We start from the raw sequence: 26,001 nt of genomic DNA on the forward strand, positions 1-26,001 counted from the left end.
GTGCCTCCGTGCCTCTGTGGCAAAGTGATTGTGGGTTTGTTTCAGAAAGTGAAAACGATGACTGGAATTGATCGCAGAACTTTTATCCGTCAGAGTATTCGAACCGCCGTGGCGTCCTCCGCCGTGGGTTGTCTTCCTGCTCTTGATCTGCTGGCGTTGCCTGCCATTGCTGCCGATTCTCCTCCTCTTGCCGTGCGTAAAGGGAAGAATATTAAGCAGCTGGTTAAAGAGACGATCGGCGCGTTAGGGGGCATTGAACAGTTTGTCACGCCGGGTGAGGTGGTTGTGATCAAGCCCAACATCGGTTGGGATCGCACGGTGGAACTGGCCGCCAACACTCATCCCGAAGTTGTGAAGACGCTGGTGGAACTCTGTCTTGATGCCGGAGCGAAACAGGTCCGCATCTTTGACCGAACCTGTAATGACGAGCGTCGTTGCTATACCCAGAGTGGCATTCGCTCAGCTGTTGAAGGCCTTAAGTCGGATCGTGTCAGCCTCGAATACATGGATCGGCGCGCTTACAAGGAATTGGCGATCAAGGGGGGCAAGGCTTTTGACCGCTGGGAGTTCTATATGCCGGTGATCGAGGCCGACCGCCTGATCAACGTACCGATCGCCAAGCATCATTCGATTTCGAAGCTGACTCTCGGTATGAAGAACCTGATGGGGGTGATCGGCGGCAACCGGGGCCGCTTGCATCATCAGATCGCCGAATCTCTTGCCGATATCGCCTCTGTTATCCATACCGATCTTACGGTGATTGATGCGACCCGGATCCTGGTTGCCAACGGCCCGCAGGGCGGGCGGACCGAGGATGTCCGCAATACCGAGACCTTGATCGCTTCGCCCGACATGGTCGCCGCCGACGCTTTTGCCACCACCTTGTTCGGATTAAAACCGGAAGATGTGTCGACAGTTGTGGCTGCGGCACAAAGAGGTTTGGGTGTCATGGATCTCAAACAGGTTCGCATGGTTTGAAAAACTCCTCCTGGACATACGCCCGCAAAATCAGTCAGAGCTTCTGCCTGGCGGTTTTTCTATGGCTTTTCCTGCAGACGGAATATCGTGGCATAGATCAACTGCCCTATCCGGTCAGCCTGCTGTTTCGCATTGACCCTCTCGCCGCTTTAGCTGACTTTCTCGCACCCGGGCCCTTCGGCTGGCAGATTCTCTGGCCCGCCCTTCTGATCCTTCTGGGAACAGTTTTGTTCGGCCGGTTTTTCTGTGGCTGGATTTGCCCGCTCGGCAGCACCCTTGATGGTCTCGGCAAGGTCATCGGCCGTGGTCGCCGAACCTTTTCACCCGGCTGGCGACGGGTTAAATACTACCTGCTGATCGGTCTGGGGACCGCGACTCTTTTTGGAGTGCAGCTGCTGGGACTCTTCGATCCTCTCGCCATCTTTCTGCGTTCGCTGACCCTCGCTGTTTATCCTGCATACAATTACGGGCTGAACAGGGTCTTTGATTTTTTCTACGAGCACAATGTGCCGCTGCTCTCGGCCACCGTTAAAAACTCTTATCCTTTCTTCCGTGATAACCTGATGGCTTTTCATCAGCCGATTTTTGCCCTCGGCCTCTTTACCCTGATAATTTTCCTGACCATCCTGTTGTTAGAGAAGGTCGAGCATCGTTTCTGGTGCAAGAACCTTTGCCCGCTTGGAGGCCTGCTTGGTCTTTGTTCCCGCTACGCTATTTTACAACGGACCCCGCAGAAACTTTGTGCTGATTGCAAGTCCTGCGACAGCCTCTGTCGTTCAGGGGCCGTGCGTAGCTCGGGACATATGCGTAGCGAGTGTTTGCTCTGCATGGATTGCACCGGCTTCTGCCCGGAAGAGCGGGTACACTTTGGCTTAAGGACCGGTTCCGATCATTACGTCGGCGTTGATCTGCAGCGTCGGGGTGTCCTCACCGCTATGGCCAGCGGCGTCATGATGGCACCGGCCGTGCGCATCGGTCCGGTCACTCATGAGCAGAACCCTTACCTGATCCGCCCACCGGGAGCCGTTGCCGAGGATGAATTTCTGCAACGCTGCGTACGCTGTGCCGAATGTATGAAAGTCTGTATAGGGCGCACTCTGCAGCCTGCGCTGCTTCAAGCTGGTCCAGTTGGTTTGTGGACGCCCCTGGTGGTGCCTCGCATCGGTTACTGTGAATACAACTGCACGCTTTGCGGACAGGTCTGCCCAACCGGTGCGATCGCACCCTTAAAGCTGCCAGAAAAGAAGAAAAACGTGATCGGCCTGGCCGTTATCAAAAAAGACCGCTGCCTGCCTTTCGCCAAGGGCGTTGAATGCCTGGTTTGTGAGGAGCATTGCCCGACCGGGGAAAAAGCGATCGTCATGGAGGAGAAAGAGCTGTTGGTCGATGGTGAAATACGCCGCCTCAAGTTCCCCAGGGTTATCGATAAACTTTGTATCGGTTGCGGGATCTGCGAAACAAAATGTCCGGTAGAAGGCGCTAGCGCGGTTCGTATTATTAACGAGGGTGAGAGCCGTCGCAAGCGCTCTGAGCTTCTTGCTGGGCCCTATGGCTGATATGCCTTTCCTGTTGAAAATCATCCTCCTGTTACTTTTTTTCCCCGCCGTTTCGATGGCGACAGATGTCATTGAGCTTGGCAGTTTTTCCAGCTCAGGGCTGTCCGGTTGGTCTGAAAAGAGCTTTAAAGGGACGACGGAGTACCGAATTGTCGAGGAGGGCGGTGAGAAGGTTCTGTACGCCAAAAGTGAGAAGGCGGCCTCAGGCTTGGTCTTTGAAACAAGTTTTGACCCACAGGAGTTTCCGATTTTGAGCTGGCGCTGGAAAGTCAGCGATACGATCAGCAAGGGTGATAGTCGTAGCAAGGCCGGAGATGATTACGCGGCTCGTATTTATGTTGTCTTTCCTCACTGGTTTTTCCTGAAGACAAAAACCCTGAATTATATCTGGGCCAATCAATTACCGAAAAATTCAAGTCAGCTGAGTGTTTATACCAGTAATGCTATGATGATCGCCGTTGAAAGCGGTTCTGCCAAAGCCGGAGAGTGGGTCACCGTCCATCGCAATCTCCTTGATGATTATCGTAAGGCTTTTGTTGAGGAGCCAACGAAGGTCGGTGCGATCGCCATCATGACTGATACGGATAACACCGGGGAAGCAGCTGAGGCCTGGTATGGTGATATAAAAGTCCTCCGTAAATAAACCTTCCTGCTCATCGTCCCAGAAATTTCTTTTTTTTCAGTTATACTTTAAGTGTGGTCATCAGTTATTGCTGTCAAAATTCTGGTCTAAGGGAGGCTTTCATGTCATTGGTTAAAACCTGGTACACGCCTGAGTCTGCTGCAGACAAGTTTGGTATTCAGATTGGTCAATTGCAGGAGTGGGTTAAGGAAGGGCTGGTGCGGTCAGAACGGGAAGGCGAGAAGGTCGTCCGCGTAAATATCGATGATGTGCGCCTTGAAGTGGAGTCCATGGTCCAGCGCTCCTGATTTTGCCGTGTCCTGAGAGATAAGATCAAAGAGCCCTTGGGCAAGACGAATCGTCTTTACTCAAGGGCTCTTTTCCTATTCTAATCACCGGGATTTGATCTTTGGTTGCTTTTCTCAAATAGTGTTTAAAGGCATTTACGACGTTTGTTGGTGCGCTAACCTATTGGCGCCAGGCTGGATCAGTTGGTCGCGTTCATCTTGAGAATTAAAGCGACAAGGCCGAGCACTCCGATTGCCGCAAACACCATTGTCAACTTGGGAAAGCCCATAATGCTGCTTAAGGTTGCTGCGACCAATCCGGCCACGAAAACAAACCCCAAATAGTAAACCCGCTTGGTTCGGATTTCGTTTCTTTTCTGGCCTTCAACCAGGGGTTCATTGCAGACAGGACAGTTGGACAGTCGGTCTAAGGTATTCTCCCCACATTTTGGACATATCACCTGTGACATAGTTTCCTCCTCCCGTTAAAAAAACCGTATATATAATTCTATACCATAAAAATCGTCAAAAACAACGCAAAAAAACCAGAATAATCAATAGGTTGTGTGTTTAATTCTTTGGGTATGTCCAAGCAGGTAATCTCAAAAGGAGGGATGAACTGTCGTTGCTGGCTTCATAACCTTGCCGATAAAGGGGGAGGTCATGGCGCGAACCAGCGCGCTGTAGTTCAATTGAAATGTCACTTCTGTACCGACCGATAGCTTGAGTTCGTCAGACTCCAGAATGAGGTGGTCACTACTGGCGCCCAAGACATTGATTCCGGTTGGTGCCTGCAGGCCGGACGGATCAATATCCTGCTGTCCGACAGCAAGGATGGCTTGCGTGACCAGGCCCCGATCTGTGACGGGTGGAGCCTCCCCGAATGCGGTTTGTGCGATCGTACCCGATGGCTTTGATGGTTTAACCTTAGCTTCGATTACTTCGGCACATAGCGTGATAGAATCGGTATACAGTCCGTCGATCGGTTGCCGATGGAGGGTTTCGCAGCCAAGCAGGATGGCCTCACCCAGGCGAAGGTCGTTAATCCGACCAATCTCTGCGCCACTTAATGCCCACTCCAGGTTTGCAGAGTTTCCTCCCGATACAATATCTATGTTCAGGCCTAAGGTTGCTTCGATAGAGTCTGCAAGATCGGACAGCATGGTCATATTCCTACTGTCTGGTGATACTCCACTACGGCATGCGAGGTTGGTACCGATCCCTTTGAAAACGATATTCGGCAAGCTAAGTGTTTCTCGGACGGTGTCCGTCACGTCTTCCGGCATGATGCCCTCACGGAGGTCACCCAGCTCAACCATGAGAATCACCCCATGGGTACGACCTGCCTTTTTCGCTTCCAGTGAGAGCTTTTTGATGACCTCGATCTCAGTGTTGCAACTGACATCGGCAGACATGACGACCCGTTTCGCCTGACTCAGCATTGGTGAACGGATCAGGGTCATCTCTGCCGCTCCCAGTGCAGACCGCATCGCTTCAATGTTTTCGATGCGCGAGTCGCCCAGCCTTTTGACCCCGGCTTCAAGCAATGTCGCGGCAATCTCAGCAGAGCCGAGGGTCGCCTTGGTTATGCCGGTGACCGAGATGCCACGCTTGTCCAGTCGTTCAACCAGGGTGCGGGCGTTATGGTGGATTTTGCGGAGGTCTATTTCCAGCCGCGGTGCGAACATCATGCGCTGACAGCCGACGTTTCCTTAAGCTCCGGGAAGGCCGCTAGCACCATTTCCAAGAGCCGCTTAGGAGACCTGGTTAGTGCATCTGTGACCGGGATTCCGAGCTCTTGTTCATACTTGCTAATGGCAGCACCCACCTCTATATCGTTCATCTGTTCATGATTGATGGTCAGACCGATGATTTTAGTGTCTGCGAAGGTTTCGATCAGATTGATTTCACTCGCCGGTGTTGGCATCGCCATGTTTTTAAAGTCGCAGCGCATACTGCGCCCTGGCGCATGCTGTAAGACGACGCCGTTGGGGCAGCTGCCGCGCAGGATAAATGATGTGGAAGAGAAAGCGGGATGGCTCAGTGCGCCTTGGCCTTCGACAATGATGACATCGGGACTCTCATTCTCGAAGGCTTCAACGACGGTCGCTTCCAGCTCGCCAGCGCAGAATTGCGAGGGCACGGCGTCGAGCGCGACACCGTAGCTTGCGCCCTGGATCAAGCCGGTTTGACCGGTACCGATCATCACTGCTTTGATACCCGCCTCATTGAGGGTACTGGTTATGATGTTGGCGGTGGTGCGTTTGCCAATGGCGCAGTCGGTTCCAAGCACGGCGATTACCGGACAGGTGACTTCGGCGATCCGGCCGCTGAACAGATGTAAATCTTTTTTGTCGCGGGGTTTGCGAACGTCCAGAATCCTGACTTTGCTTGCAATACATGCTGCGGCAAACACCGGGTCATCGTTTAAGAATTCATGTAGGCCGTTGACGATATTCATCCCATGGCTCATCGCCTCAAGCACCAGGCCACGCTCGTGCTTTGACAGCATGCCGCTCGATGGTGCCATACCGAAGATGAAGAAATCAGGGACTGAACCCGCCTGTGATAAAGCGTCAGCGAGATCGCGACAGATGGGAATTGCGTTCGGCTTGTTATCGAGAATCATACCGGTATCAAGGCCAGATTTTTCACTGTCGATAACCGATAGAATTTTATACTTTTCCGAGCGTCTGATCAGACCATTGGCGGTTTTGCCGTCAATCTCACCAAAATTGGCTTCACAATAGATAATTGCGGTGGCGGCACGGGTTTTTTTATCTGTGGCCCGGAGGGACGAAGACCTTACTGCAGAGGGTTTTGCAACAAATTTAAGGGTGGATTCATGCGTGTTCACGGACACAACGGGCGGGACGACTAACATAGTGACTCCTTTGAGAATCAGTCTCAGAGGAGGCGACGAGATCGTGCCGGCCAGTATTGGCCGATTGTCAACGAGTGGTCCCAACTAAGGTTGGATGCTGTGGAAATAAATTCCCACTGGGCGGCTTGAGTTGCAAGTCTAACACATTACGGCACATATTGTTGGGAAAGAATTGATAAATCAGTAGTTTAAGTGACTTAGACGTGAGGCTTGTCACATGGCACGTCGCTTGAAGCCCGTTTCATGCCTTGCCGTGATAAAAGAAAAAGACCGTAATTCTCTGGATGGTATATCATGCGGTGAGTCGCTTCATAATTAGTCGCCTAGCAGCCAGTTTATTGATTGTCCGCCCGGTTACCAGATTTTTGAAAAGGCCAGCACATTTCGTCTCTCATCTCCTCTCGTTCTCTTGCTTTTTCCTTTTTCCGGTACGGATTGCCCTATGCGTTTCAATGTATTGACGGCTGAGATTTCCCATGAAACCAATTCTTTCAGCCTGCACAAAACCGGGAGACAAGCCTTCATGGCCCGTTATGCCCTGATGGGCGCAGCAGCCGTCAAGGAGCGTGGCGCAGAGAATACGGAACTTGCGGGCTTCCTTGATGCCGGTCGTGTGCATGACTGGAAAGTCACTCATGTTCTGAGCGCTGCTGCCGGTCCGAGCGGTAAAATCAGGCGCAAGGCGTTTGACTGGCTCTGTGAGCCGATCCTCGCCAGCTTAAAAAAACATTCATTCGACGGGCTGCTGCTTGGCTTACACGGTGCGATGGGCCTCGATTTCTGCGAAGATGGCGAAGGTGAATTACTCCGTCGTGTCCGCAGTGTCGTGGGCAATGAGATGCCGATCGCTATCACCCTTGATCCCCATGCTAATGTCAGCGAGCAGATGTGCGCGCTGGTGGACATCATTGTTTCGTTCAAAACCTACCCTCACATTGATATGCGTGACACCGGACGCCAGGCTGGAGAGATTCTTCAACGAACGATGGCCGGTGAAATCAAGCCGCGCATTATCCGTGTCAGCCGTCCCATGCTGGAAGAAGTCAATGGTGGCCGCACCGACGTCGGCCCCATGGTTGAGCGCATTGCCGCGGCACGAGCCTATGAAGAGAAGGAAGATGTCTTTGCCGTGAGCATAAATGCGGGCTTTGCCAGCGCCGATGTCGCCGAGGTTGGGCCAACGGTTTTGGTGAGCGCACAAGGGGATTTTGCTGCGCACGCAGCTTTCGCTGAAACGATCGCTGATGATATCTGGAATCGTCGTTTTGAGGTACTTAACGATTATCTCAGTGTTGATGAGGCGGCGGCGATTGCCGCGGCTTACGCCCCCGAAAAGGGGCCTCTGGTTATTGCTGATTACGCAGATAATCCTGGCGCTGGCGGTTATGGCGATTCAACCGAGCTGTTGCGCGCACTGCTCGATGCGGGTGTGAACAATGCCTGTTTTGCTCCCATGGTGGATGGAGAGGTCGTGCAGGACCTACAGACTGCTGTGGTTGGCAAGCCTGTGCAGCTGATGTTGGGTGGTAAGACCGACCCAGATTTCGGTGGTGGCCCACTTGCTGTCGAGGCTGAGCTCGTGTCACTCAGCGACGGGCTTTTTACTGGCGATGGTCCAATGATCCACGGGCTCCACGGCAGTTTCGGCCCCAGTGCCGTCATCCGTGTTGGTGGCATTGAAATATTGGTGGTCACCATGCCCCGACAAATCCTTGATTTGCAGCAATTCAAGGCATTTGGTGTCGATCCGCAGAAAAAACATGTCGTGGCAGTAAAGTCGATGCAACACTTTCGTGCTGCCTTTGAGCCGATTGCGGGACAAATAATAGTTTGTGATAGTGGCGCACTTTGCACCCCACGTTATGATCAACTGCCATATCGTAATGTGCCAAGACCGATTTTCCCCTTAGACACCTAATAAAGTTTTTAAATATACAAAATTATGTCCACCAGGCTTCGATCCCTGGTGGTCATTCTTATATTGCAAGGGGCTCGGTTGAATTGGTTCCCAGACGTGGTAATCTACAAGGGAGAGTTGATTATGTGCTGTAAAATTGTTTCGATAATTTGAAGGCTTGACTCCTTTTTGAAAGGAGATCAATCATGAATACGACAGTAACCATGAGCTACGGCTCGCTAGATTCTTTAAGAAATGCTGTAGACGATCTAATTGGCGTCGGCATTCCGCAAGAGCAGTTTCACGTTATTAAAGATGACTTGCAGCTCAAGGTCATCACTCCTGTGGACAGCGAACCAGAAATCCGGGAGCTTTTAGGTCGGCATAACCCGGTAACACATTAATGCTAACATTCTTCGGCCGCTGGATTTGCCACAAGAACAACCCTGGGCAGGTAAAGTTGAGCCTTCAATTTTGCCAGTTTTTTTTGTTAATAACCTGGCTTTATTGCCCCACACCATCTTCCTGCAGACTCACATGACTGCTCGCTTTGCAGCGCACCTGCTTTTTAGACACCATTACGCTCGATTTGTTTCCTGGAAGTCACTCCTTCTATGACGCATAAATGTGTCTTTTTGAACTCTATCGTCATGATTCACATTTTACCTCTTCAAGCATTTGGTCACGGACTTCATATCCACACAGGTTCTAAGCTATAATCATTGAAAAGGAATTCTTGCTCGAAGGTGATTTAGTGAAGTACTTTAAAAAAAGCTTAAAGCTTCTCCCAGCTTTTGTCCTTATGGGGGCCCTGTTGTCGAACTGCTCTTCTGGTAAAGACTGGCGCACTGCGAGTCGCGAATCTGCGGGGCTTGCCCCCGACCCTTCCGTTTCAAAAGAAGCGATTATACATGTTTATGGCGCCAAAGCCTGGAGCTGGCGAGGCTGGTTTGCAATCCACACCTGGATTGCTGCAAAACGGACTGGTGAAGCCACTTACACGGTGTACGATGTTGTCGGTTGGCGTGGTCAGCACGGCGAGCCTGTCTTGAAAATTGCACAGGACATTCCAGACCGACTCTGGTTCGGAGAGACGCCTCAGATTCTCAAAGAACATAAGGGCTCAGACGTTGACAAAATGATAGATGAAATAAATAAGGCCGCACATGCCTATCCATGGAAAACAACCTACAGTGTCTTTCCTGGGCCCAATAGCAACACCTTCACCGCCTGGATTGCCAAACAGGTCCCAGAGCTTGAGCTGAGTCTTCCGTTTACCGCCATCGGTAGTGGTTACGTGAATTAGTGTTTTTTTCTGTATCACGATTTCTGATACCAAAAACAGGGTTGTTGCTGATAGCGATATTTAGCAGACTCGTTAATCTGAAAAAAATGGCCACCCGTTGCCACGTGGCCATTTCCTCTGTGCAGGCCCCAGATAGGTTGAGCCTCTCGTCCAATCTGACCACTCCGGTGCAAAAGGAGATAAGCTCGAACACCACTTCTTTGACCACAACCTATAACAGGGTATAATTGAAAACCCCTTGCCTGATAAAATAAAGATATGCTTCAAATGAGTTGTTCAAATTGTGGTGGACTTATCAAATCGCCTCATCTCGCAGAGGTGCAGATATTTTTGTGCCCTCAGTGTGAGGAAATTGTCGTGGTTGAAGATGTCGTCATTTCAACCGAAGAAGGATCCTTTGACCTCCGTTTTTCTTTGAAAAACTTGTTGCTTGCTGCAAGAGAAAAATTTCAACACAAAAAGTCTGAGAATTTAGAGCTTGAAACGAAATACGAGATTAATAAAAGGTTGGCTCGATTGCTGAGAAGAGACGATTTTCGACTAAACCTGTCTCGTGATTTTTTTGTACAGATAGGCTTCGGCAGGAATAAAAGGTCCGCTAGATTATTAAACATAAGCTCCACAGGTGCAGCCATTGAAATTTTCGATCTGGGTCAACTACCTGATGAGGATTCTGAAACAAAATTTCATTTACAATTACCTGGAAAGGAAGAGCCCTCATCTCTTCATGCCAGGGTTATTTGGAGTGGGAAACCAGAAAACATCCCGGTATCTCCAACGACTACCATGGGCTTACAATTCAAGGATATGGATGAGGAGACACGTGCATATATCTGGGATTTTATTGTTGATGCTGAAACCTCAGATCACACATAACTGCCAGATTAACAACGCAGGAGATCACTCGTCTTCCAAGGCTATAATCTGTTTAGAAAAGTCAAAAAGCAACGGATCTACAACCAAAACAAAGGCAAGGCAAATGCAGGCTAGTTATTAACGCAAAGATGCGGAGACGCAGAGAGCAATAGTCAGAATTGAGCCATTTATAAAGCTTTGAAGCGTTTCAAGAGTCTTTCCGGGTAAGCCGGAGCTTTACAGAGAGTGTCGCTACGACTCAATTGCTTCAGGTTGTGATTGAGGCGATTCTCTAGCAGCTGCCACCACACTCGCAATTAGGTTCTTCACCGGTCAGCCAACCGTTGATGATCGCGCTGGCACAGCCCACTCCTTTTTTAACAGTCAAAGCTTCAACCGGACAGTTGATGGCGCAGGCGCCACATTCGATGCAGGCGTTCAAGTCGGCAATGTCTGCCTTACTGTCTTTCATGACAAGAACTCCGTGTGGGCAAACCACGGTACAAAGGTCACAACCGATGCAGCGTTCCTCATCAAGCTTCAAGCTGGCAACATTTTTAATGTAGCGCGGAGTTGTCATCTCTTCTCTTTTCTCCTTTTAAAAAGCCGCCGCCAGCCAGCAAAGAGCGCCGACCAGAAGAGCCGCTGCCTGCGCAGGTATGGCCCGGCGCATCTCTTTCTCAACGCCCGATGGTGAAGTGAAGGTTGAGGAGCCTGTGAAGTGCATGGCGCACCAGGATGAGATTGTTGCTGTAGCGATGATCAGGGCCAGTGTGTTCAGCCCTCCCAGGGTGTCAGCAAAGATAAGGGAAGCCGCAAGCCCGATTGCGAAGCCGGTTATTGCGCCTTTTTTGGCGAAGGCTCGCCCGGGAACCCAAGGCAGCAGAATTGGAGTCACCACCGCACCGGTCAGAAGGGCCATCATCCCTGCTGCAACGGCAGCGCCGCCGCGTGACCATGCTGCTGAAAGGGAAAAAACCTCAGGGCCTATGCCGCCGACAAGAAACAGGGCAGCAATACTGTAAAGAATATGCTTCCACATGTGTACCAGCTCTACAGGCGTCAAGACCAGGCGGTCGACCAAGCCAAAGGTGACTCGCCGCATCTGCGGTGTGGCTTTGTTGCCGGTATCGATAAACTCTGGCAGGTCGCTGCTGCGGACCGGGCCATAAACAACTTTGAAACCGCAGGCCTTGGCGACTTCGTGGGCGGCAACTCCCGGGGCACCGAGCTGCGGCAGGATCAGGGTGCGATGCTTGACGACATCCTGTAGCTTAACTCTTTTAACCTGACGCACAATTTCGTCTGTGCTGAAAGTCCCTTTGCCGGCGGCGCACCAGACGTTGATGCCTTTGGTGTCGGTAACCAGTATCCAGGCGTCGTGGCCGTACATGTCGCGGCGGAGGATGTCGAAGGTCATCTTGTAGTTGGCGGTCACCAGGACCGGGCTGTCGCCTGAGGGGGTGCCGATGGCGTAGAGCCCCGGTGCGATACTGTAGCGCGTTCGCCCGAAACCCCAGCGCATCAGCCAACGGCCCGCAATGTCTGTTGCGGTGAGGCGTGTTGCAACTTTAGGAATCTGCTGCCCTGATGCCGTTGTCCAGCCGCAAACGAAAGGCCAGAGCTTGTAGCCTGGCCGGTCGTCAGCAACCTCGGTACAACAGGGTCCGGTGCTTTGTGCAGGTGGACAACACTCTGTGCCATCCTTATTTGGAGGGCAGCAGGATGTTTCCGGCGCAGGTGGTGGGCAGCTATTGTTCTTAATCATTACTTTGCGGGCAGGTTGCGACCTCCGCACTCCTTGAGTTTAGCGTGAGCGTGACGCAGCATGCGTTCCGTGGTCTCCCAATTGACGCACTTGTCAGTAATTGAAACACCATAAGCCAGATCCTCGAGCTTTTCGGCCATCTTCTGGTTGCCTTCTTCAAGGAAACTCTCGATCATCAGTGAGCCGATCTGACCGTTGCCGGCCGCAACCTGCTCAATAACATCATTCATGACGCCTTCCTGCAGGGTATGGTCTTTATAAGAGTTGGCGTGGCTGCAGTCGACCATGATAGACGTCTCGATCTTCGACTTCGCCAACTTTTCCATAACCCGGGCGATGTCAGCGGATTCGTAATTGGGCTTATCGTTGCCGCCGCGCAGCACCATGTGGACATCAGGGTTGCCGGTCGTTTTTACGATGGAGATGCGACCCTCACGGTTAATGCCGAGAAAACTGTGCGAGTGGCATGCCGCGCCCATAGCATCGATAGCAATCTGCAGGTTGCCATCGGTGCCGTTCTTGAACCCGACCGGGAAGGAGAGACCACTCGACATTTCACGGTGAGTCTGGCTTTCGGTGGTGCGGGCACCAATGGCGCCCCAGCTGATCGTGTCAGCCATATATTGGGGAGTGATCGGATCGAGCATCTCCGTGGCGACCGGCAGTCCCCTGTCGGTGATGTCGAGCATCAACCGGCGGGCGATACCGAGACCTTTTGAAATCTGGTGCGATCCGTCAAGGTCCGGATCGTTGATCAGGCCTTTCCAGCCGATGGTGGTGCGGGGCTTTTCAAAGTAGACGCGCATGACCAGCAGTAATTGATCTTTGAGTTCCTCATTCAGCTTGGCCAGCAGTTCTGCATATTCGAGGGCGGCCTTGGGGTCGTGAATGGAGCAGGGCCCGACGACGACCATCATCCGTGGATCACGATTCCAGAGGACGTCCTGAATCTGTTCACGTGAGGCGGCGACAAAGCCGGCAGCTTTTTCCGAGAGGGGCAAGACCTGCTTGAGGTCTGCCGGAGCAATCAAGGGCTTGACGGCGCTGACTTTGAGGTTGTTGGTCTGAACCATGGTTCTCTCCTTAAAAATAAGTATATAAAATGAATAGTTTCGCTTAAAGGTCGCTATTATGGCCTCAAGATGCTGAGAAATCAACGTTTTTCCAGAAACTTGTCAGGGAAAGAGTTTGACTGCTCTGTCTGTATTAAGCTATATAATATCAGACATAAATAGTCATTATCGTTGCTTTTTAACGATATCTTCCGAGGTGCTCATGCAAGTTCTCTGGTCTTCGCTCTACGACATCGTCAGCCTGGTGTTCCAGGTTTATATCTTTATCGTCATCGCCCGGGCTCTCATCTCCTGGGTGAACCCCGATCCTTACAACCCGATCGTGCGCTTTCTCTACAGTGCCACCGAGCCGGTGCTTGCTTTGATGAGACGCTATCTGCCGTTGCAGTTCAGTGGTATAGACCTCTCGCCGATTGCCTTGCTGTTTGCGCTGACGATTGTTGAAAAGATACTGCTGAATATCATTGTGCAGTTCAGTCGCGGATTCTGAGGTGACTATGCGAATCAGCCCGATCGATATCCAGCAGAAACAGTTCAAATCGCGTCCTTTCGGTTATGAGAAGACTGGTGTTGATCAGTTCCTGGAAATGCTGGCCGAAGAATTAGAGCGCCTGATCGGTAAGAATCAGAACCTTCAGGAGTCGCTTGATCGGGTCAACGCGACCTTGAGCGAGATGCGTGAACGCGAAGAGACTCTGAAAGAAACCCTGGTGACGACCCAGAAGATTACCGAAGAGCTCAAGTCGACTGCTCGTCGTGAGGTTGACGTCATGATGGCTGAGGCCGAGATCAAGGCCGAACGCTTGATGCACAATGCAGAAGAACGTCGCGGGCAGTTGATTGAAGAAATCCAGGAGATCAAGCGTCAGAAGATTGATTTTGAAGTCAGCCTGCGTGGTTTGTTAGAAAAACATATCCGCATGATCGATCTGAATACTGTGGCTCTTGATGCACCCGATGCTGACGCCAGGATGCTTGAAGAGCCGCTCCCCTTTGTAGAAAAAAAAGACTCCACCGTAGAAGAGGCCTCTGCGGAAGCCGACGGATCGGCAGAAGCACCTGTCGAAGAAGCTGAATTCGATGATGAGACAGAGCTCTTAACGACGACAGTTGAAAAAGCTGAGGCACCTCTTGAGCATGAGCCTCCTGAACTCGCGTTCGATTTCGACCCGAATGATCCCAATGGTGAAGAGGACCTTCTCAAGTGACCCTGCCCTGCCTGCGACAAACCGACGCAGGTGTCGAAGTTTTTCTCTATATCCAGCCCCGAGCCAGTCGCAACAAGGTTGTCGGCCTGCAAGGAGATGAACTCAAGGTTGCTTTGACCGCTCCGCCTGTCGATGGCGCCGCTAACAAGGCCTGTTGTCTTTTCATCGCCAAGCTCTGCAGTCTACCCAGGAGTTGTGTTAAGATAATTTCTGGCGAAATGTCCCGTCACAAGCGCTTGTTACTTGAAGATACTGATTTTCTGGAAGTCACTCGTCTTGTTGAAGATCTGCTGGGGGGTTGACATCTGCTCTCAAAGTCATTAAATTACCGTCGAATTTTATTATAAGAGGTGATTCCTATGCCGATGTACGAGTATCAATGTAAAGAGTGCGGGCTGGTTTTTGAGGCCCGGCAGAAATTTTCCGATCCACCGCTCACCGAGTGTAGAGAGTGTAATGGCGAAGTCGCCAAGCTGATCTCGCAGACCGGGTTCGCCCTCAAAGGTGGCGGCTGGTATGATCAGGGTTATGGTGGCAAGGCAGCCTCCTGTGCTTCAGCGGACAGTGGTGGCGGCTGCGCAGGTTGTCCGAAAGCGGCCAACGAATAGAGCTTTGCCGAGATATATTGAAAAGGGGACGGAATGAAAATTCCGTCCCCTTTTCAATTTGTCTTCTTGTGGTTATCTCTTTTGCTCTTTCTTCTCATTTACCCGTGTTTGTCTGTGTTAAAAAAGATGTCACCAAACAATCTGAGCTTGGCTTGAGTAAAATGAATAAGCAGATCACTTGATTGCTTTCATGGTGAAGTTTGGTGCTTCGTCGGCATATGCATCTGTTTTGTTGTCGACCCAGTCTGCTTGCTTGCCTGCAAGGTCTGCGTTAAACTTCAGATTCTTTGAGCTTTCACGCTTTCAACCATGATGTCTCCGGGACAATAGATGCCTCAACAAAGAAACACCCTGTCGGAACTTGGCTGGAAACATTTTTTCCAGCAGCAGTTAAGCCTCGAGGAGTTGGAAACGACCACTCCTGTGCGGGTCTTCGCCCTGAATCGTCATCTGGTTGCTGGCGTGGGAGAGGATGGTCGCCAGCAGTTCTCGCTCCCTCATTCATGGTTGCGTTACTCAGTAGAGGAGCTGCCGACCGTTGGTGACTGGCTGCTTATCGATGGCGATGGCCATCCACTTCGCCTTCTGGAACGCGTCAGCCTCTTCAAACGCATGGCTTCCGGTCGCGACGCCCGCGTGCAGTTGATGGCCGCCAACGTTGATACCCTCTTCATCGTCACTTCCTGTAATGCTGATTTTAACCTGTCACGTCTGGAACGTTACCTTGCCATGGCACTTGACGCGGGCGTTGAACCAGTGGTCGTGCTGACCAAAGTTGATCTGATCGAAGATGTCGAAAACTATCGTGCCAGGGCGCGGACTCTTCGTCACCACCTGGCTGTGGAAGCGGTCAACTCCAGGGATGCGAGCGTGATTGAAACCTTGAGGCCCTGGTGCAGTAAAGGGCAGACTGTGGCCTTGGTTGGGTCGAGTGGCGTTGGTAAGTCCACCCTGGTCAACACTCTCTCAGCCGCAGTCGTCCAGGAAACCGGCGCGACTCGCGAAGGGGATGCCAAGGGCCGTCATACCACCACCGCGCGTTCTTTACACATCTTGCCGGCCGGCGGCCTTTTGCTGGACAGCCCGGGGTTGCGGGAATTGCAACTGAGCGACTGTGGAGAAGGTGTCGCCTCGCTTTTTGAAGAGATAGAAGCGGTCGCTCGCAGATGTCGTTTCAATGATTGTCGCCACCAGGGGGAATCTGGCTGCGCAGTGGCTGAAGCGGCTGAGAATGACGAACTTGATCCGCGTCGTCTCACCAACTATCTCAAACTGATTGCCGAGCAGGAGCGGGCCGATGAGACTCTTGTGGAAAAAAGACGCAAGGACAAGAATCTCGGTAAAATGTATAAGAGGGTGCTGAATCAGAAACGTAAAGAGCAGAGTTAGGTTGTTCTTGACTCTGCGTCTCGAGGGATCAGCGCGAACGGGCGTGAAGCGTTTGTGTTCTTCCGGATGCACTTAATTCGAAATGGTTTTTCTGGGGCGAATAGCTAACCAGATAACTTTACGGTCAACGGGTTGAAGCACTGCGAGCAATCTTAGCCGCAGTTTCTGGGCACAAAAAAGCCCCGCGGATTTCCGCGGGGCTTTTTTGTTGATATCTGTAAAATGCAAAATTAGATTTTGCATACATTTGATGACTGGGGGCCTTTCTGGCCTTCAGTTACATCAAAACTTACTCTATCTCCTTCAGCGAGAGATTTGAAACCGTCGCCTTGGACTTCAGAGAAGTGTACGAACACATCCGGTCCATTGTCCTGCTCGATAAAACCAAAACCTTTTGCATCGTTGAACCACTTCACAGTACCTTCAGCCATTTTTAACTCCATGTTCCCTTAGTGGGAACGCTTTTGTTGTGCAAACCAGGTCTGCTTAAAAATAAAAAACCACACAACCAAAATAGGTTTGCGTGGCTCATTCGCGACCGATTAACATTTAATCTCGTCCAACAAACATCTTTGCACAAACGTTTAAGATAGTGAACGCTACCACATGTAATCGGACCATTGCAAGCTTAATCGTATTCAGAGAGTTATGGCAAGTGCTGATGGGTAGACTGAGGAGTCGTTTTAATTCGTAATCGTTCAACAAGAGACGACAACCCTACTGGTTTGTTTGTGACGATTTTTGATGAACTTTTTTCGTTCCTTTTTTCCATATTTACTCACCCAGACATCTTTACAATCAACCCCTCGTTGCGTATAGTCATACTTCATTTTATTGCCTGTATCAATGAATTTAATGGTACAGGTCAAGGGAGGTTTTTTTACGTGGATAAGATCATTGATGGTAAGGCGATTGCCGCTGAAATTCGTGAAGAGATTGCCGCTGATGTAGTGACATTGAAAGAGCAGGGTGTAACACCTGGCCTGGCTGTTGTCCTGGTCGGTGAAGATCCGGCCAGCCGGGTGTACGTGACGATGAAGGAGAAGGCGTGTGAAAAAGCCGGTATCTTCTCTGATGAGCATAAGCTCCCCGCTGAAACAACCGAAGCCCAGCTGCTGGCGTTGATCGAGGAGTTGAATAATGATCCGCGTATTGATGGCATCCTGGTCCAGTTGCCATTGCCAGATCATATCGATGAGAGCAAGGTTCTGGAGTCGATTTCTCCGGCCAAGGATGCAGACGGCTTTCACCCCTATAATGTTGGTCGTCTGGTCACCGGCAATCCTCTTTACCAACCCTGTACACCTTATGGTGTTATGAAGATGCTGGAACATACCGGCGTTGATCTGAAGGGCAAGGAAGTTGTTGTGGTCGGTCGCTCCAATATTGTTGGCAAGCCTGTTGCCCTGATGTGCCTGGCCCAGCACGCGACTGTTACCCTCTGTCACTCCCGTACTCAAGATCTGCCGGGTAAGGTCGCACAGGCCGATGTCGTGATTGCAGCGGTCGGCCGACCTGAGATGATTAAAGGCGCCTGGATCAAGGAAGGAGCCGTTGTTATCGACGTCGGTGTTAATCGCGTCGGTGAGAAGAAGCTGGTCGGTGATGTCGAATTCGAGGCGGCCAAGGAACGCGCCAGCGCGATCACTCCGGTTCCAGGTGGTGTCGGCCCCATGACCATCACCATGCTGCTTTACAATACTGTCGAAGGCGCCAAGCGCCGCGCCCAGCAGTAAGTAACTTATACAGCCCGTGATGAATTCTTCGTCCCGGGCCGTTTTGCCTTAAATGTGAAGGGTTGGGCTCTCCACCAGTCCCCAGCCCCCAAACACCAGCCCCCGGATCAATATGATAATCAGCGAACTGAAACCTTATGAAGAACTCCAGCAGGCCTTGGCCGACTTTGATAAGCTCTTTATTGTCGGATGCGCCGCCTGCGCTACGGCCTGTAAGTCCGGCGGTGAAGATGAGGTCTTCAAGTTTCAGGAGTGGCTGAATGAGCAGGGCAAGGATGCGACCGGCAGCGTGATCATTGATGAAGCTTGTCATATCGCGCGCGCGGCCCGCGATCTGCGCCATCACAAGGCCGCGGTGCAGGATGCGGATGCTCTGGTGGTGCTTGCCTGCGGTTCGGGGATTCAGTCGATTTCATCCAACGTTGATAAACAAGTGGTGGGTGGTTTGAACTCCATGTTTCTTGGCAACGTCCGTCGCTTCGGTCAGTACGAGGAGATGTGTTCCCTCTGTGGTGACTGCATCCTCAATGAAACTGCCGGGATCTGTCCGGTGACCACCTGCGCCAAGGGTTTGTTGAATGGTCCCTGTGGTGGCATGGCGGACGGTCACTGTGAGGTTGATGCCGAGATTGAGTGTGCCTGGAGCCTGATTTTCGAGCGTTTAAAGAGTCAACAACGGCAGGGCGTCTTTGCCCGGCGCGTGCCGCCAAAGAACTGGAGTAGGCGCTTTCAACCAGGGCGCTATCGCCTGAAAGATGGCGAAAGCTGATGTCGTTTTTATCGGAACAGCTTGGCAATGGCCAGTTCGTGGTGACGGCTGAAATTGCGCCTCCCAAAGGTACCGATCTCAGCGAGGCATTGGCAGCTGTCGAAAAGTTGACAGGTATTACTGCTGTGAACGTCACTGATAACCAGGGTGCCAATATGCGCTTGTCGTCGTTGGCGCTGGCTGCCCGGTTGCAGCAGCAAGGTACGGAAACGGTTTTGCAGTTGACCTGCCGTGATCGCAACCGCATGGCTTTGCAGTCTGATTTGCTTGGTGCGGCGTCTTTTGGCATCGAAAATCTTTTACTGCTTTCCGGTGATCACAGTAAGTTTGGAGATCATCCCGATTCAAGGCCTGTTTTTGACCTTGATTCCGTGCAACTGCTGGATATGGCTGCCGGGCTTATGGCGGGAACAGATATGGCCGGTAAGTCGCTTGATGGTGTGCCGGAGTTTTTCCCCGGCGCAGCAGTGAACCCTGCGGCTGAGCCCTTTGAACTGATGTTCCAGAAAGTGGCGAAAAAAGTTGATAGCGGTGCTCGTTTTTTTCAAACGCAGTCGGTGTTTGATCGCGAGATACTGGAACGCTTCATGCTCGCTATGCAGCCCTTGCAGGTGCCGGTGATAGCCGGTGTCCTGTTGATTCGCAGCTCCAGGATGGCTCGGTTTCTTAATGACAATATTCCCGGAGTTCAGGTCCCCGAGACCTTGGTTCAGCGTCTGGACTCTGCAGAAGATTCTTTGGCGGAAGGGGTTGAAATCGCTCGTGAAGCTGTTGCCTGGGCACGTGAGCACTGTCAGGGGGTGCACTTGATGACACTGGGACACGAGGACAGAATCCCCGAGATCCTATCTTGATCTTATCGTCGCTACCTGTTTGTTTGCTTATCTCTTAAGGAGAGAACCCGTGAAAAAAACCCCTTTGAATCAAACCCACCGTGAGCTTGGCGCACGGATGGTCGACTTTGGCGGTTGGGATATGCCGGTGCAGTACTCCGGTGTTATTGATGAGCATCAGGCTGTGCGAGAGGCTGCCGGTCTTTTTGATGTCTCGCATATGGGCGAGGTCGAGGTCAGTGGCGCCAACGCTTTGGCTTTTATCCAGCACCTGACCATCAACGATGCTGCGAAACTGGTCGATGGTCAGGTTCAGTATTCGGCGATGTGTTATCCCCAAGGAGGGGTGGTCGATGATGTCACCCTCTACCGCTTCAACGAGTCGCGTTATCTCTTCTGCGTCAACGCCTCGAACACCGACAAGGACTTTGCCTGGATGCAGCAGGTCCTTTCCGAGGCGGCAATCACTGACGTCACCCTGACCAATCGCAGCGATGAGTTTGCCCAGATTGCCCTGCAAGGTCCGAAGGCTGCAACGATCCTCTCCAGCTTGACAGATGTTGTTCTGGCTGACCTGGTTTATTATCACTTCTGCGAAGGAACTGTTGCCGGAGTGGAGATGATTATCTCGCGAACCGGTTACACCGGAGAGGACGGCTTTGAACTGTACCTTCCCGCCGCTTCGGCAGTAAACGTCTGGCAGGCAATCATGACCGCCGGTACTCCGCAAGGCTTGTTGCCTATCGGCCTGGGCGCGCGCGACACCCTGCGCCTTGAAAAAGGCTACGCCTTGTATGGTCATGAACTCTCCCGCGAGATTTCGCCTCTGGAGGCTGGCCTCGCCTGGATTACCAAACTTGATAAGGAAGACTTCGTCGGCAAGGCGGCTCTGGTTGCTCAAAAAGCAGAGGGTCTTCCGCGCCGTCGTGTTGGACTGGTGATGCAGGAACGTGGTATCCCGCGGGAGGGCTATCCGGTTTTTTCTGGTGACCGGGAAGTCGGTGTGGTGACCAGTGGGACCATGTCACCGAGTCTCAAGGCTGGTGTCGCGCTGGCGTTGGTGGAGCCTGACTTTGCCAAAGAGGAGACTGATCTTGAGGTCGCGATTCGTAATCGTCGTATGGGGGCCAAGGTGCAGCGGCCTCCTTTTGTGAAATAACTTAATCCATTCGATATTTTCTTTTCACCCCGGTAAAGGGGGCCTACAGACTGTAAGGAGGTTGTCATGGAATTCCCAGAAGAACTCAAGTACACAGAAGAGCATGAGTGGGTCATGGTTGAGGAAGAGCTGGCTGTGATCGGTATCTCGGATTTTGCCCAGGATGCTCTGGGGGATGTTGTTTTTGTCGAACTCCCCGAGGTCGGTACTCTTCTCGAAGCAGGCAAAGCTTTCGGTGTCGTCGAATCGGTGAAGGCGGTTTCCGATATTTATGCGCCTATTTCCGGGACCGTGGAAGAGATCAACGAGGACCTCCTTGATGCACCGGAGATCATCAATACCTCTCCCTACGAAGATGGCTGGATGATAAAAATCCGTATGGACGACGCCGCTGAGGCTGACGCCCTGATGACCGCCGATGCTTACCAGAAGCTGATCGCAGAGGAGAGCTGAGAACCATGCGTTATATCCCGCACACTGCAGGGGACGTGACTCAGATGCTGGAACGGATCGGAGTCGCCACCCTGGAAGACCTCTTCGTCGAGGTTCCGGAATCTGTCCGGTTAAAGCGTCCGCTTGATATTCAGGAGCCGGCCAGCGAGACAGAGTTGCTTCGAGAGCTTAAGTCTCTCGCGCTGGGGAATGCGACTCCGGAGACTCACAAAAGTTTCCTCGGTGGCGGGGCTTATCATCATTTTATTCCTACCGTGATTGATCTTCTGATTTCACGCAGCGAATTTTATACGGCTTACACGCCCTATCAGCCGGAAATAAGCCAGGGAACCTTGCAGGCTGTCTTCGAGTTTCAGACGCTGATCTGCCAGTTGACCGGTATGGATGCGGCCAACGCCTCAATGTACGATGGCGCCTCGGCTTGTGCTGAAGCCGTGCTCATGGCTATGCGCCTGACCCGGCGCAAAAAGGTTCTTTTGTCAAAGGCACTCAACCCTCGCTACCGCGGGGTCGTGGCAACCTACTGCCGCTACCTGAATATGGAGCTTGTCGATGTTGCTGTCGCCGCCGACGGCCGCACCGATCTCGAGGACCTTGCTGCCAAGCTGGATGACTCCACCGCTGTTGTTGTGGCTGGTTACCCGAACTATTTTGGCGTGATCGAAGATGTTGCCGCCCTGGCAGAAAAGAGTCACCAACATGGCGCTAAACTGGTGACAGCGGTCGCCGAACCGATTGCGCTTGGCCTGCTCAAATCGCCTGGTGAACTCGGTGCCGATATCGTCGCCGGCGACGCTCAGAGCTTTGGTTTGCCCCTCGCCTTTGGCGGCCCCTATGTCGGTTTTTTCGCTGTTCGGCAGAAAGATGTGCGTGGCATGCCGGGACGCCTGGTCGGTGAGACCACAGACCTTGAAGGACAGCGCGGCTTCGTCCTGACCCTGGCGACTCGCGAGCAACATATTCGCCGTGAAAAAGCGACCTCGAATATCTGCTCCAACCAGGGCCTCTGCGCCCTGATGGCAACCATCTTTATGAGCCTGCTCGGTAAACAGGGCCTGCGCGAGATGGCTGAGCAGAACCTTGCCAAAGCTGCATATGCCCGTAAACAACTCTCAGGCATAAAAGGCTTCAGCCTGGTCTTCGATGGGCCTGCTTTCAACGAGTTTGTTGTCCGCTCCGAAGCGCCGGTCGCAGAGGTTCTGTCGCGACTTGAGGCGGCTGGGATTCTGGGTGGTATCCCACTCGGTGAGGATTACCCTGAAATGGCGGATTGTTTCCTGGTTTGCGTAACAGAGCAGAATCAGCGTGAAGAGATTGACGCGCTGGTCGCTGCACTGCAGGGAGGTGCAGCATGACAATCGTAGGTACCAGTGGGCTTGTCCTCAACGAAAAGCTGCTTTTTGAACATTCTGACCCGGGTCGCAAAGGCTACAGCCTTCCAAAGCTCGATGTGCCGGCGGCTGAACTTCCGAGCGATCTCTGTCGCGAAGAAATTGATGGCTTCCCGGAGCTTTCCGAGGTTGATGTCGTTCGTCACTTTACCCGACTGTCGACCTGGAACTATGGCGTTGATTCAGGCTTCTACCCTTTGGGCAGCTGTACCATGAAGTACAATCCCAAGGTCAACGAGGCCGTTGCCCGCATCCCGGGTCTGGCCGGCATCCATCCGGCAACGCCATCGCACCTGGCCCAGGGAACTCTGGAACTGATGCACCGTTTGCAGGTCGATCTGGCAGAAATTTCCGGTTTTGCCAAAGTAACCTTGCAACCGGCTGCAGGTGCTCAAGGCGAGCTGGCGGGTATGCTGGTGATTCGAGCCTGGCACGAAGCCCGCGGCAGCAAACGCAGCAAGGTTCTGATTCCTGATACGGCTCATGGCACCAACCCGGCGACCGCATCATTGACCGGCTATGATGTTGTGCCGATCGCTTCCGACGGGGTGCTCACCCTGGAAGAGGTTGAGGCGCACATGGATGATAGTGTGGCTGCTTTGATGGTCACCAATCCGAACACTCTCGGTCTTTTTGAAACCAACATTGAAGAGATCTGCAAGCTGGTCCACGAACGCGGTGGTCTGGTTTATTGTGACGGTGCCAACCTCAATGCGTTGATGGGCATTGCTCGCCCGGGTGATATGGGCATTGATGTGATGCACTTCAATCTCCATAAGACCTTCTCCACGCCACACGGTGGAGGTGGTCCTGGCGCCGGTCCGGTTGGTGTGACCGAGGAACTCATCCCTTATCTGCCTGGTCCGGGTGTCGAGTTTGATGGCGAGACGTATCAGATTGAAACACCCAAGACCGATTCCGTTGGCCGCATGCTGGCGTTTCATGGCAATGTTGGCGTTATGCTGCGTGCTTATGCCTATATCCGCAGCCTGGGCGGCGAAGGCTTAAAACACGCCAGCGAGATGGCGGTTCTTAACGCCAACTATGTGCGAGCCCGACTGGAAGGTGTTTATGACCTCCCGTATACATCCCGTTCCCTGCATGAAGTTATTTTTTCAGACAAAGACCTGGAAGGGGGTTGTCATACCCTGGATGTCGCAAAGCGTCTGATTGACTATGGCTATCATCCACCGACCATCTACTTTCCGCTGGTGGTGAAGGGCGCGATCATGATTGAGCCGACCGAAACGGAGAGCCAGGAGGTGCTGGACGAATTCTGTGACGCCATGATCGCCATCGCCGGCGAAGCTCGCGATAATCCTGAACTGCTCCTCCAGGCACCGGTTCGTTCGCGGGTGAGACGTTTAGATGAGACGACAGCCGCGCGCAAGCCGAAGTTGCGTTGGCAAGAGACGACGTGATCGAAGAGTTATGAATGCAATGTAACTAAAAATGGCCGGCCTGATAAAGGCCGGCCATTGCTTTTCTCACAAGTTGATAATTAAATCGAAACGCAGCTCGTTAAAGTAAAACTTATTTTGGATAGGTGCCGTAAACCTCAATGACACCTTGTTTGTCAAATAACAAAACCTCGTAAGGTTCAGCCTCTCTGCCGGGCATCTCCATGCCTGGAGAACCTATCGGCATTCCGGGTACACTCAGGCCGATAACCTCGGGTCTTTCCTGTAACAATCGAATCACTTCTGTCTTTGGGACATGTCCTTCCAATACGTAGCCATCAACGATGGCTGTATGGCAAGACTGGAGCTTAACCGGGACGCTGTGTCGGGTTTTGATCTCAGAGATGTTACGAACATCCTCAGAGGTCACGCGAAAGCCTGCGTCTTCAAGGTGTTGGCCCCAGCCGCCGCAGCAACCTCAGCCAGGGGCTTTGTATATTTCTATCAGAGGCTGTTGAGCCTGCTCTTCTGCCGACGTCGGTGATACCAATAAACAGGCCAGGCCGAAGGACAAAAGAAAAATAGATAGCAAGCGAGTCATTACCGATTCCTTTCCAGAGGCTTGAATATCAGAGGAATAACACATTTTTCAGGCAACAGCGATGCTGCCTAATATAACTATAGGCTATCCAATGATCAGACATCAAGTCGGCGGACAAAGGGCAGCATGCCTGCCCGGTGCTTTAGTAAATCGCCCCGGGTCGGCGACGGGAGGATCTGCTGACATTGCCGCTGAGGCGGTAATCGAAGAAGGCCATGACCTTCAACTCTTCATGTGGGTAGGCTCTTGGTAAGGGACCGTAGGTGGCGCCCTGGCGCACGGCAGTTATCGCTTCATCGTCCAGAACCCGATGCCCGGAACTCTCGAGCAGTTGCACATCGCTGATGTTCCCCCGACGATCTATGGTGATGCGTAGCAGGCAGGTTCCTTGCTGACCTCTCTGGACCGCAGAGCCCGGGTAGTTCCAAACATTGTAAACGTTGGTCCGGAACCTCCGCATGAAGGAGTGAAGCAAGTCCTGTTGACTGTCCATCCATACGGTATCGCCTCGTTCGACATCAGCTCGGTATTTGCGCCGCCAGTCACTTTCAATTTTAGACAGGGCGGCAGGTGAAATCTGTGTAAGGGTCTGCAGGTCGGGAACTTCCCGGGACGGATTCTTTTCGGGCTTCTGTTTCCAGCCGTCCGGCGTGAATGGTAACTCAAGATCAGGTTCGGTTTTTTTCTCGACGACTTCTTTGCGCGGCTTCGCTTGCTCTTTAGGGGGAGCCTTCGGAGCAGGTTTCGGAGAACGTACAATTTTTTCGCGATCTTCCGTGTCTTGTGCTTCGGGCGCCATCTCTTTTTCGACGACCTGATCCTTCTCAGCCAAACGTTTGGCCGGTTTCTCGCGAGGTTTCTCCAGCTCCTTGCGGATCGGCAGGTCGAGTTCACGTTCCTGCTGTTGGGGTGGACGTACCTCGACATATACCGGCTCCGGTAGGGCTTCTTCCGGGAACAGCTTGTCTTTGGGCAGTAGCAGCAAAAGCAGGTGCAGCAGCAGCGAAAGCAGTATGAACCCGGTAATGATTCGGTTTTGTCTTTGTTCGGACGTCATCTTCCCTCAGTAAATAAACATCTTATTGTAGTACACTTTCACTGGTTTCTGCCACCATGGAATAAGCGGATTCTCATAACTTTCTGACAGGGAAAGAAGTTGACGCCTTAGAAACCATCCGGTATATTTTTCATCTTTAATAAAATCAATATTGTACTTAAAGGAGCAGAT

The 26,001-nt window shown here is 52.2% G+C and carries 28 protein-coding genes and 1 pseudogene; 20 read left to right on the forward strand and 9 right to left on the reverse strand.

Annotation, left to right across the window (positions count from 1 at the left end; genetic code table 11):
• The first annotated feature begins 57 nt into the window (after positions 1 to 57).
• From P9J64_06050 to P9J64_06065, 4 genes are all read left to right on the forward strand, one after another.
• Positions 58 to 978, forward strand: a complete 921-nt coding sequence (locus P9J64_06050) for a DUF362 domain-containing protein (protein MDG5467888.1) — start codon at positions 58 to 60, stop codon at positions 976 to 978.
• Positions 975 to 2,534, forward strand: a complete 1,560-nt coding sequence (locus tag P9J64_06055) for a 4Fe-4S binding protein (protein ID MDG5467889.1) — start codon at positions 975 to 977, stop codon at positions 2,532 to 2,534. The genes P9J64_06050 and P9J64_06055 overlap by 4 nt, the downstream gene beginning before the upstream one ends.
• Positions 2,527 to 3,177, forward strand: coding sequence for a DUF3047 domain-containing protein (locus P9J64_06060; GenBank protein MDG5467890.1), 651 nt, complete (start codon positions 2,527 to 2,529; stop codon positions 3,175 to 3,177). Before P9J64_06055 ends, P9J64_06060 begins: the two co-directional genes overlap by 8 nt.
• 101 nt (positions 3,178 to 3,278) lie before the next feature.
• Positions 3,279 to 3,464 carry a MerR family transcriptional regulator gene (locus P9J64_06065; protein MDG5467891.1) on the forward strand — a complete coding sequence of 62 codons (186 nt, stop codon included), beginning with the start codon at positions 3,279 to 3,281 and terminating at the stop codon, positions 3,462 to 3,464.
• Positions 3,465 to 3,643: 179 nt separating this feature from the next.
• Here P9J64_06065 and P9J64_06070 read toward each other — a convergent pair whose 3' ends face one another.
• The 3 genes from P9J64_06070 to P9J64_06080 all read right to left on the reverse strand — a co-directional run bounded on the left by P9J64_06070 (position 3,644) and on the right by P9J64_06080 (position 6,327).
• Positions 3,644 to 3,913, reverse strand: coding sequence for a hypothetical protein (locus P9J64_06070; protein ID MDG5467892.1), 270 nt, complete (start codon positions 3,911 to 3,913; stop codon positions 3,644 to 3,646).
• Between the two features lie 132 nt (positions 3,914 to 4,045).
• Positions 4,046 to 5,131 carry an alanine/ornithine racemase family PLP-dependent enzyme gene (locus P9J64_06075; protein ID MDG5467893.1) on the reverse strand — a complete coding sequence of 362 codons (1,086 nt, stop codon included), beginning with the start codon at positions 5,129 to 5,131 and terminating at the stop codon, positions 4,046 to 4,048.
• Positions 5,131 to 6,327, reverse strand: a complete 1,197-nt coding sequence (locus P9J64_06080) for a DUF1611 domain-containing protein (GenBank protein ID MDG5467894.1) — start codon at positions 6,325 to 6,327, stop codon at positions 5,131 to 5,133. The genes P9J64_06075 and P9J64_06080 overlap by 1 nt, the downstream gene beginning before the upstream one ends.
• 442 nt (positions 6,328 to 6,769) lie before the next feature.
• On the opposite strand from P9J64_06080, the gene P9J64_06085 reads away from it, so the two are divergent.
• From P9J64_06085 to P9J64_06100, 4 genes are all read left to right on the forward strand, one after another.
• The gene (locus P9J64_06085) at positions 6,770 to 8,245 is read left to right on the forward strand and encodes a M81 family metallopeptidase (protein MDG5467895.1); all 1,476 of its coding nucleotides are present in this window, start codon (positions 6,770 to 6,772) and stop codon (positions 8,243 to 8,245) included.
• Between the two features lie 185 nt (positions 8,246 to 8,430).
• Positions 8,431 to 8,628, forward strand: a complete 198-nt coding sequence (locus P9J64_06090; GenBank protein MDG5467896.1) for a hypothetical protein — start codon at positions 8,431 to 8,433, stop codon at positions 8,626 to 8,628.
• Positions 8,629 to 9,026: 398 nt separating this feature from the next.
• Positions 9,027 to 9,530 carry a DUF3750 domain-containing protein gene (locus P9J64_06095; GenBank protein ID MDG5467897.1) on the forward strand — a complete coding sequence of 168 codons (504 nt, stop codon included), beginning with the start codon at positions 9,027 to 9,029 and terminating at the stop codon, positions 9,528 to 9,530.
• A 357-nt stretch (positions 9,531 to 9,887) separates the two neighbouring features.
• Positions 9,888 to 10,406 carry a PilZ domain-containing protein gene (locus P9J64_06100; GenBank protein ID MDG5467898.1) on the forward strand — a complete coding sequence of 173 codons (519 nt, stop codon included), beginning with the start codon at positions 9,888 to 9,890 and terminating at the stop codon, positions 10,404 to 10,406.
• Positions 10,407 to 10,677: 271 nt separating this feature from the next.
• Here P9J64_06100 and hgcB read toward each other — a convergent pair whose 3' ends face one another.
• From hgcB to P9J64_06115, 3 genes and pseudogenes are all read right to left on the reverse strand, one after another.
• Entirely contained in the window at positions 10,678 to 10,965 is a 288-nt protein-coding gene (hgcB, locus tag P9J64_06105) for a mercury methylation ferredoxin HgcB (GenBank protein MDG5467899.1), read from the reverse strand.
• Between the two features lie 18 nt (positions 10,966 to 10,983).
• Positions 10,984 to 12,027 (reverse strand): annotated as a pseudogene (gene hgcA, locus P9J64_06110) (mercury methylation corrinoid protein HgcA).
• Positions 12,028 to 12,152: 125 nt separating this feature from the next.
• On the reverse strand, positions 12,153 to 13,226 hold the full coding sequence (locus P9J64_06115) for a 3-deoxy-7-phosphoheptulonate synthase (protein ID MDG5467900.1): 1,074 nt from the start codon (positions 13,224 to 13,226) through the stop codon (positions 12,153 to 12,155).
• A 202-nt stretch (positions 13,227 to 13,428) separates the two neighbouring features.
• Between P9J64_06115 and P9J64_06120 the strand changes: the two genes are divergently transcribed.
• The 5 genes from P9J64_06120 to rsgA all read left to right on the forward strand — a co-directional run bounded on the left by P9J64_06120 (position 13,429) and on the right by rsgA (position 16,431).
• Positions 13,429 to 13,716, forward strand: coding sequence for a YggT family protein (locus tag P9J64_06120; protein MDG5467901.1), 288 nt, complete (start codon positions 13,429 to 13,431; stop codon positions 13,714 to 13,716).
• 7 nt (positions 13,717 to 13,723) lie between these two features.
• Entirely contained in the window at positions 13,724 to 14,434 is a 711-nt protein-coding gene (locus P9J64_06125) for a DivIVA domain-containing protein (protein MDG5467902.1), read from the forward strand.
• Entirely contained in the window at positions 14,431 to 14,736 is a 306-nt protein-coding gene (locus tag P9J64_06130; GenBank protein MDG5467903.1) for a DUF167 family protein, read from the forward strand. Before P9J64_06125 ends, P9J64_06130 begins: the two co-directional genes overlap by 4 nt.
• Positions 14,737 to 14,793: 57 nt before the next feature.
• Positions 14,794 to 15,042, forward strand: coding sequence for a zinc ribbon domain-containing protein (locus P9J64_06135; protein ID MDG5467904.1), 249 nt, complete (start codon positions 14,794 to 14,796; stop codon positions 15,040 to 15,042).
• A gap of 330 nt (positions 15,043 to 15,372) precedes the next feature.
• Positions 15,373 to 16,431 (forward strand): ribosome small subunit-dependent GTPase A, encoded by a 1,059-nt coding sequence (gene rsgA / locus P9J64_06140; GenBank protein ID MDG5467905.1) that lies wholly within the window; start codon positions 15,373 to 15,375, stop codon positions 16,429 to 16,431.
• A gap of 230 nt (positions 16,432 to 16,661) precedes the next feature.
• Here rsgA and P9J64_06145 read toward each other — a convergent pair whose 3' ends face one another.
• Positions 16,662 to 16,862 (reverse strand): cold-shock protein, encoded by a 201-nt coding sequence (locus P9J64_06145; GenBank protein ID MDG5467906.1) that lies wholly within the window; start codon positions 16,860 to 16,862, stop codon positions 16,662 to 16,664.
• A 453-nt stretch (positions 16,863 to 17,315) separates the two neighbouring features.
• Between P9J64_06145 and folD the strand changes: the two genes are divergently transcribed.
• From folD to gcvPB, 7 genes are all read left to right on the forward strand, one after another.
• Positions 17,316 to 18,167, forward strand: coding sequence for a bifunctional methylenetetrahydrofolate dehydrogenase/methenyltetrahydrofolate cyclohydrolase FolD (gene folD, locus P9J64_06150; protein ID MDG5467907.1), 852 nt, complete (start codon positions 17,316 to 17,318; stop codon positions 18,165 to 18,167).
• 112 nt (positions 18,168 to 18,279) lie between these two features.
• Complete coding sequence (locus P9J64_06155; protein MDG5467908.1) at positions 18,280 to 18,936, forward strand: methylenetetrahydrofolate reductase C-terminal domain-containing protein; 657 nt, start codon at positions 18,280 to 18,282, stop codon at positions 18,934 to 18,936.
• Positions 18,936 to 19,790, forward strand: a complete 855-nt coding sequence (locus P9J64_06160; GenBank protein ID MDG5467909.1) for a methylenetetrahydrofolate reductase — start codon at positions 18,936 to 18,938, stop codon at positions 19,788 to 19,790. The genes P9J64_06155 and P9J64_06160 overlap by 1 nt, the downstream gene beginning before the upstream one ends.
• 49 nt (positions 19,791 to 19,839) lie before the next feature.
• Positions 19,840 to 20,928, forward strand: a complete 1,089-nt coding sequence (gene gcvT / locus P9J64_06165) for a glycine cleavage system aminomethyltransferase GcvT (GenBank protein ID MDG5467910.1) — start codon at positions 19,840 to 19,842, stop codon at positions 20,926 to 20,928.
• A gap of 66 nt (positions 20,929 to 20,994) precedes the next feature.
• Positions 20,995 to 21,381 carry a glycine cleavage system protein GcvH gene (gene gcvH, locus P9J64_06170; protein ID MDG5467911.1) on the forward strand — a complete coding sequence of 129 codons (387 nt, stop codon included), beginning with the start codon at positions 20,995 to 20,997 and terminating at the stop codon, positions 21,379 to 21,381.
• A 5-nt stretch (positions 21,382 to 21,386) separates the two neighbouring features.
• Positions 21,387 to 22,736, forward strand: a complete 1,350-nt coding sequence (gene gcvPA, locus P9J64_06175; protein ID MDG5467912.1) for an aminomethyl-transferring glycine dehydrogenase subunit GcvPA — start codon at positions 21,387 to 21,389, stop codon at positions 22,734 to 22,736.
• Positions 22,733 to 24,193 (forward strand): aminomethyl-transferring glycine dehydrogenase subunit GcvPB, encoded by a 1,461-nt coding sequence (gcvPB, locus tag P9J64_06180; GenBank protein ID MDG5467913.1) that lies wholly within the window; start codon positions 22,733 to 22,735, stop codon positions 24,191 to 24,193. Before gcvPA ends, gcvPB begins: the two co-directional genes overlap by 4 nt.
• A 112-nt stretch (positions 24,194 to 24,305) precedes the next feature.
• On the opposite strand, the gene P9J64_06185 is transcribed toward gcvPB, so the two are convergent.
• Complete coding sequence (locus P9J64_06185; GenBank protein MDG5467914.1) at positions 24,306 to 24,602, reverse strand: DUF411 domain-containing protein; 297 nt, start codon at positions 24,600 to 24,602, stop codon at positions 24,306 to 24,308.
• A 313-nt stretch (positions 24,603 to 24,915) separates the two neighbouring features.
• Positions 24,916 to 25,830: a TonB family protein gene (locus P9J64_06190; protein MDG5467915.1), complete on the reverse strand. Its 915-nt coding sequence runs from the start codon at positions 25,828 to 25,830 to the stop codon at positions 24,916 to 24,918.
• Positions 25,831 to 26,001: the final 171 nt, after the last annotated feature.

The sequence above is a fragment of the Deltaproteobacteria bacterium IMCC39524 genome, from assembly GCA_029667085.1.
In the GTDB taxonomy this organism is placed as follows: domain Bacteria; phylum Desulfobacterota; class Desulfuromonadia; order Desulfuromonadales; family BM103; genus M0040.

Bases quoted from the DNA above. Each gene is read 5' to 3' on its own strand.
- P9J64_06060 (MDG5467890.1), top strand. From the start codon at position 2,527: ATGGCTGATATGCCTTTCCTGTTGAAAATCATCCTCCTGTTACTTTTT.
- P9J64_06050 (MDG5467888.1), top strand. From the start codon at position 58: ATGACTGGAATTGATCGCAGAACTTTTATCCGTCAGAGTATTCGAACC.
- P9J64_06115 (MDG5467900.1), bottom strand. From the start codon at position 13,226: ATGGTTCAGACCAACAACCTCAAAGTCAGCGCCGTCAAGCCCTTGATT.
- gcvH (MDG5467911.1), top strand. From the start codon at position 20,995: ATGGAATTCCCAGAAGAACTCAAGTACACAGAAGAGCATGAGTGGGTC.
- P9J64_06120 (MDG5467901.1), top strand. From the start codon at position 13,429: ATGCAAGTTCTCTGGTCTTCGCTCTACGACATCGTCAGCCTGGTGTTC.
- P9J64_06065 (MDG5467891.1), top strand. From the start codon at position 3,279: ATGTCATTGGTTAAAACCTGGTACACGCCTGAGTCTGCTGCAGACAAG.
- P9J64_06095 (MDG5467897.1), top strand. From the start codon at position 9,027: ATGGGGGCCCTGTTGTCGAACTGCTCTTCTGGTAAAGACTGGCGCACT.
- P9J64_06155 (MDG5467908.1), top strand. From the start codon at position 18,280: ATGATAATCAGCGAACTGAAACCTTATGAAGAACTCCAGCAGGCCTTG.
- P9J64_06085 (MDG5467895.1), top strand. From the start codon at position 6,770: ATGCGTTTCAATGTATTGACGGCTGAGATTTCCCATGAAACCAATTCT.
- P9J64_06145 (MDG5467906.1), bottom strand. From the start codon at position 16,862: ATGGCTGAAGGTACTGTGAAGTGGTTCAACGATGCAAAAGGTTTTGGT.
- rsgA (MDG5467905.1), top strand. From the start codon at position 15,373: ATGCCTCAACAAAGAAACACCCTGTCGGAACTTGGCTGGAAACATTTT.
- P9J64_06090 (MDG5467896.1), top strand. From the start codon at position 8,431: ATGAATACGACAGTAACCATGAGCTACGGCTCGCTAGATTCTTTAAGA.
- P9J64_06080 (MDG5467894.1), bottom strand. From the start codon at position 6,327: ATGTTAGTCGTCCCGCCCGTTGTGTCCGTGAACACGCATGAATCCACC.
- P9J64_06160 (MDG5467909.1), top strand. From the start codon at position 18,936: ATGTCGTTTTTATCGGAACAGCTTGGCAATGGCCAGTTCGTGGTGACG.
- P9J64_06190 (MDG5467915.1), bottom strand. From the start codon at position 25,830: ATGACGTCCGAACAAAGACAAAACCGAATCATTACCGGGTTCATACTG.
- P9J64_06125 (MDG5467902.1), top strand. From the start codon at position 13,724: ATGCGAATCAGCCCGATCGATATCCAGCAGAAACAGTTCAAATCGCGT.
- P9J64_06135 (MDG5467904.1), top strand. From the start codon at position 14,794: ATGCCGATGTACGAGTATCAATGTAAAGAGTGCGGGCTGGTTTTTGAG.
- gcvPB (MDG5467913.1), top strand. From the start codon at position 22,733: ATGACAATCGTAGGTACCAGTGGGCTTGTCCTCAACGAAAAGCTGCTT.
- P9J64_06075 (MDG5467893.1), bottom strand. From the start codon at position 5,131: ATGTTCGCACCGCGGCTGGAAATAGACCTCCGCAAAATCCACCATAAC.
- hgcB (MDG5467899.1), bottom strand. From the start codon at position 10,965: ATGACAACTCCGCGCTACATTAAAAATGTTGCCAGCTTGAAGCTTGAT.
- gcvPA (MDG5467912.1), top strand. From the start codon at position 21,387: ATGCGTTATATCCCGCACACTGCAGGGGACGTGACTCAGATGCTGGAA.
- P9J64_06070 (MDG5467892.1), bottom strand. From the start codon at position 3,913: ATGTCACAGGTGATATGTCCAAAATGTGGGGAGAATACCTTAGACCGA.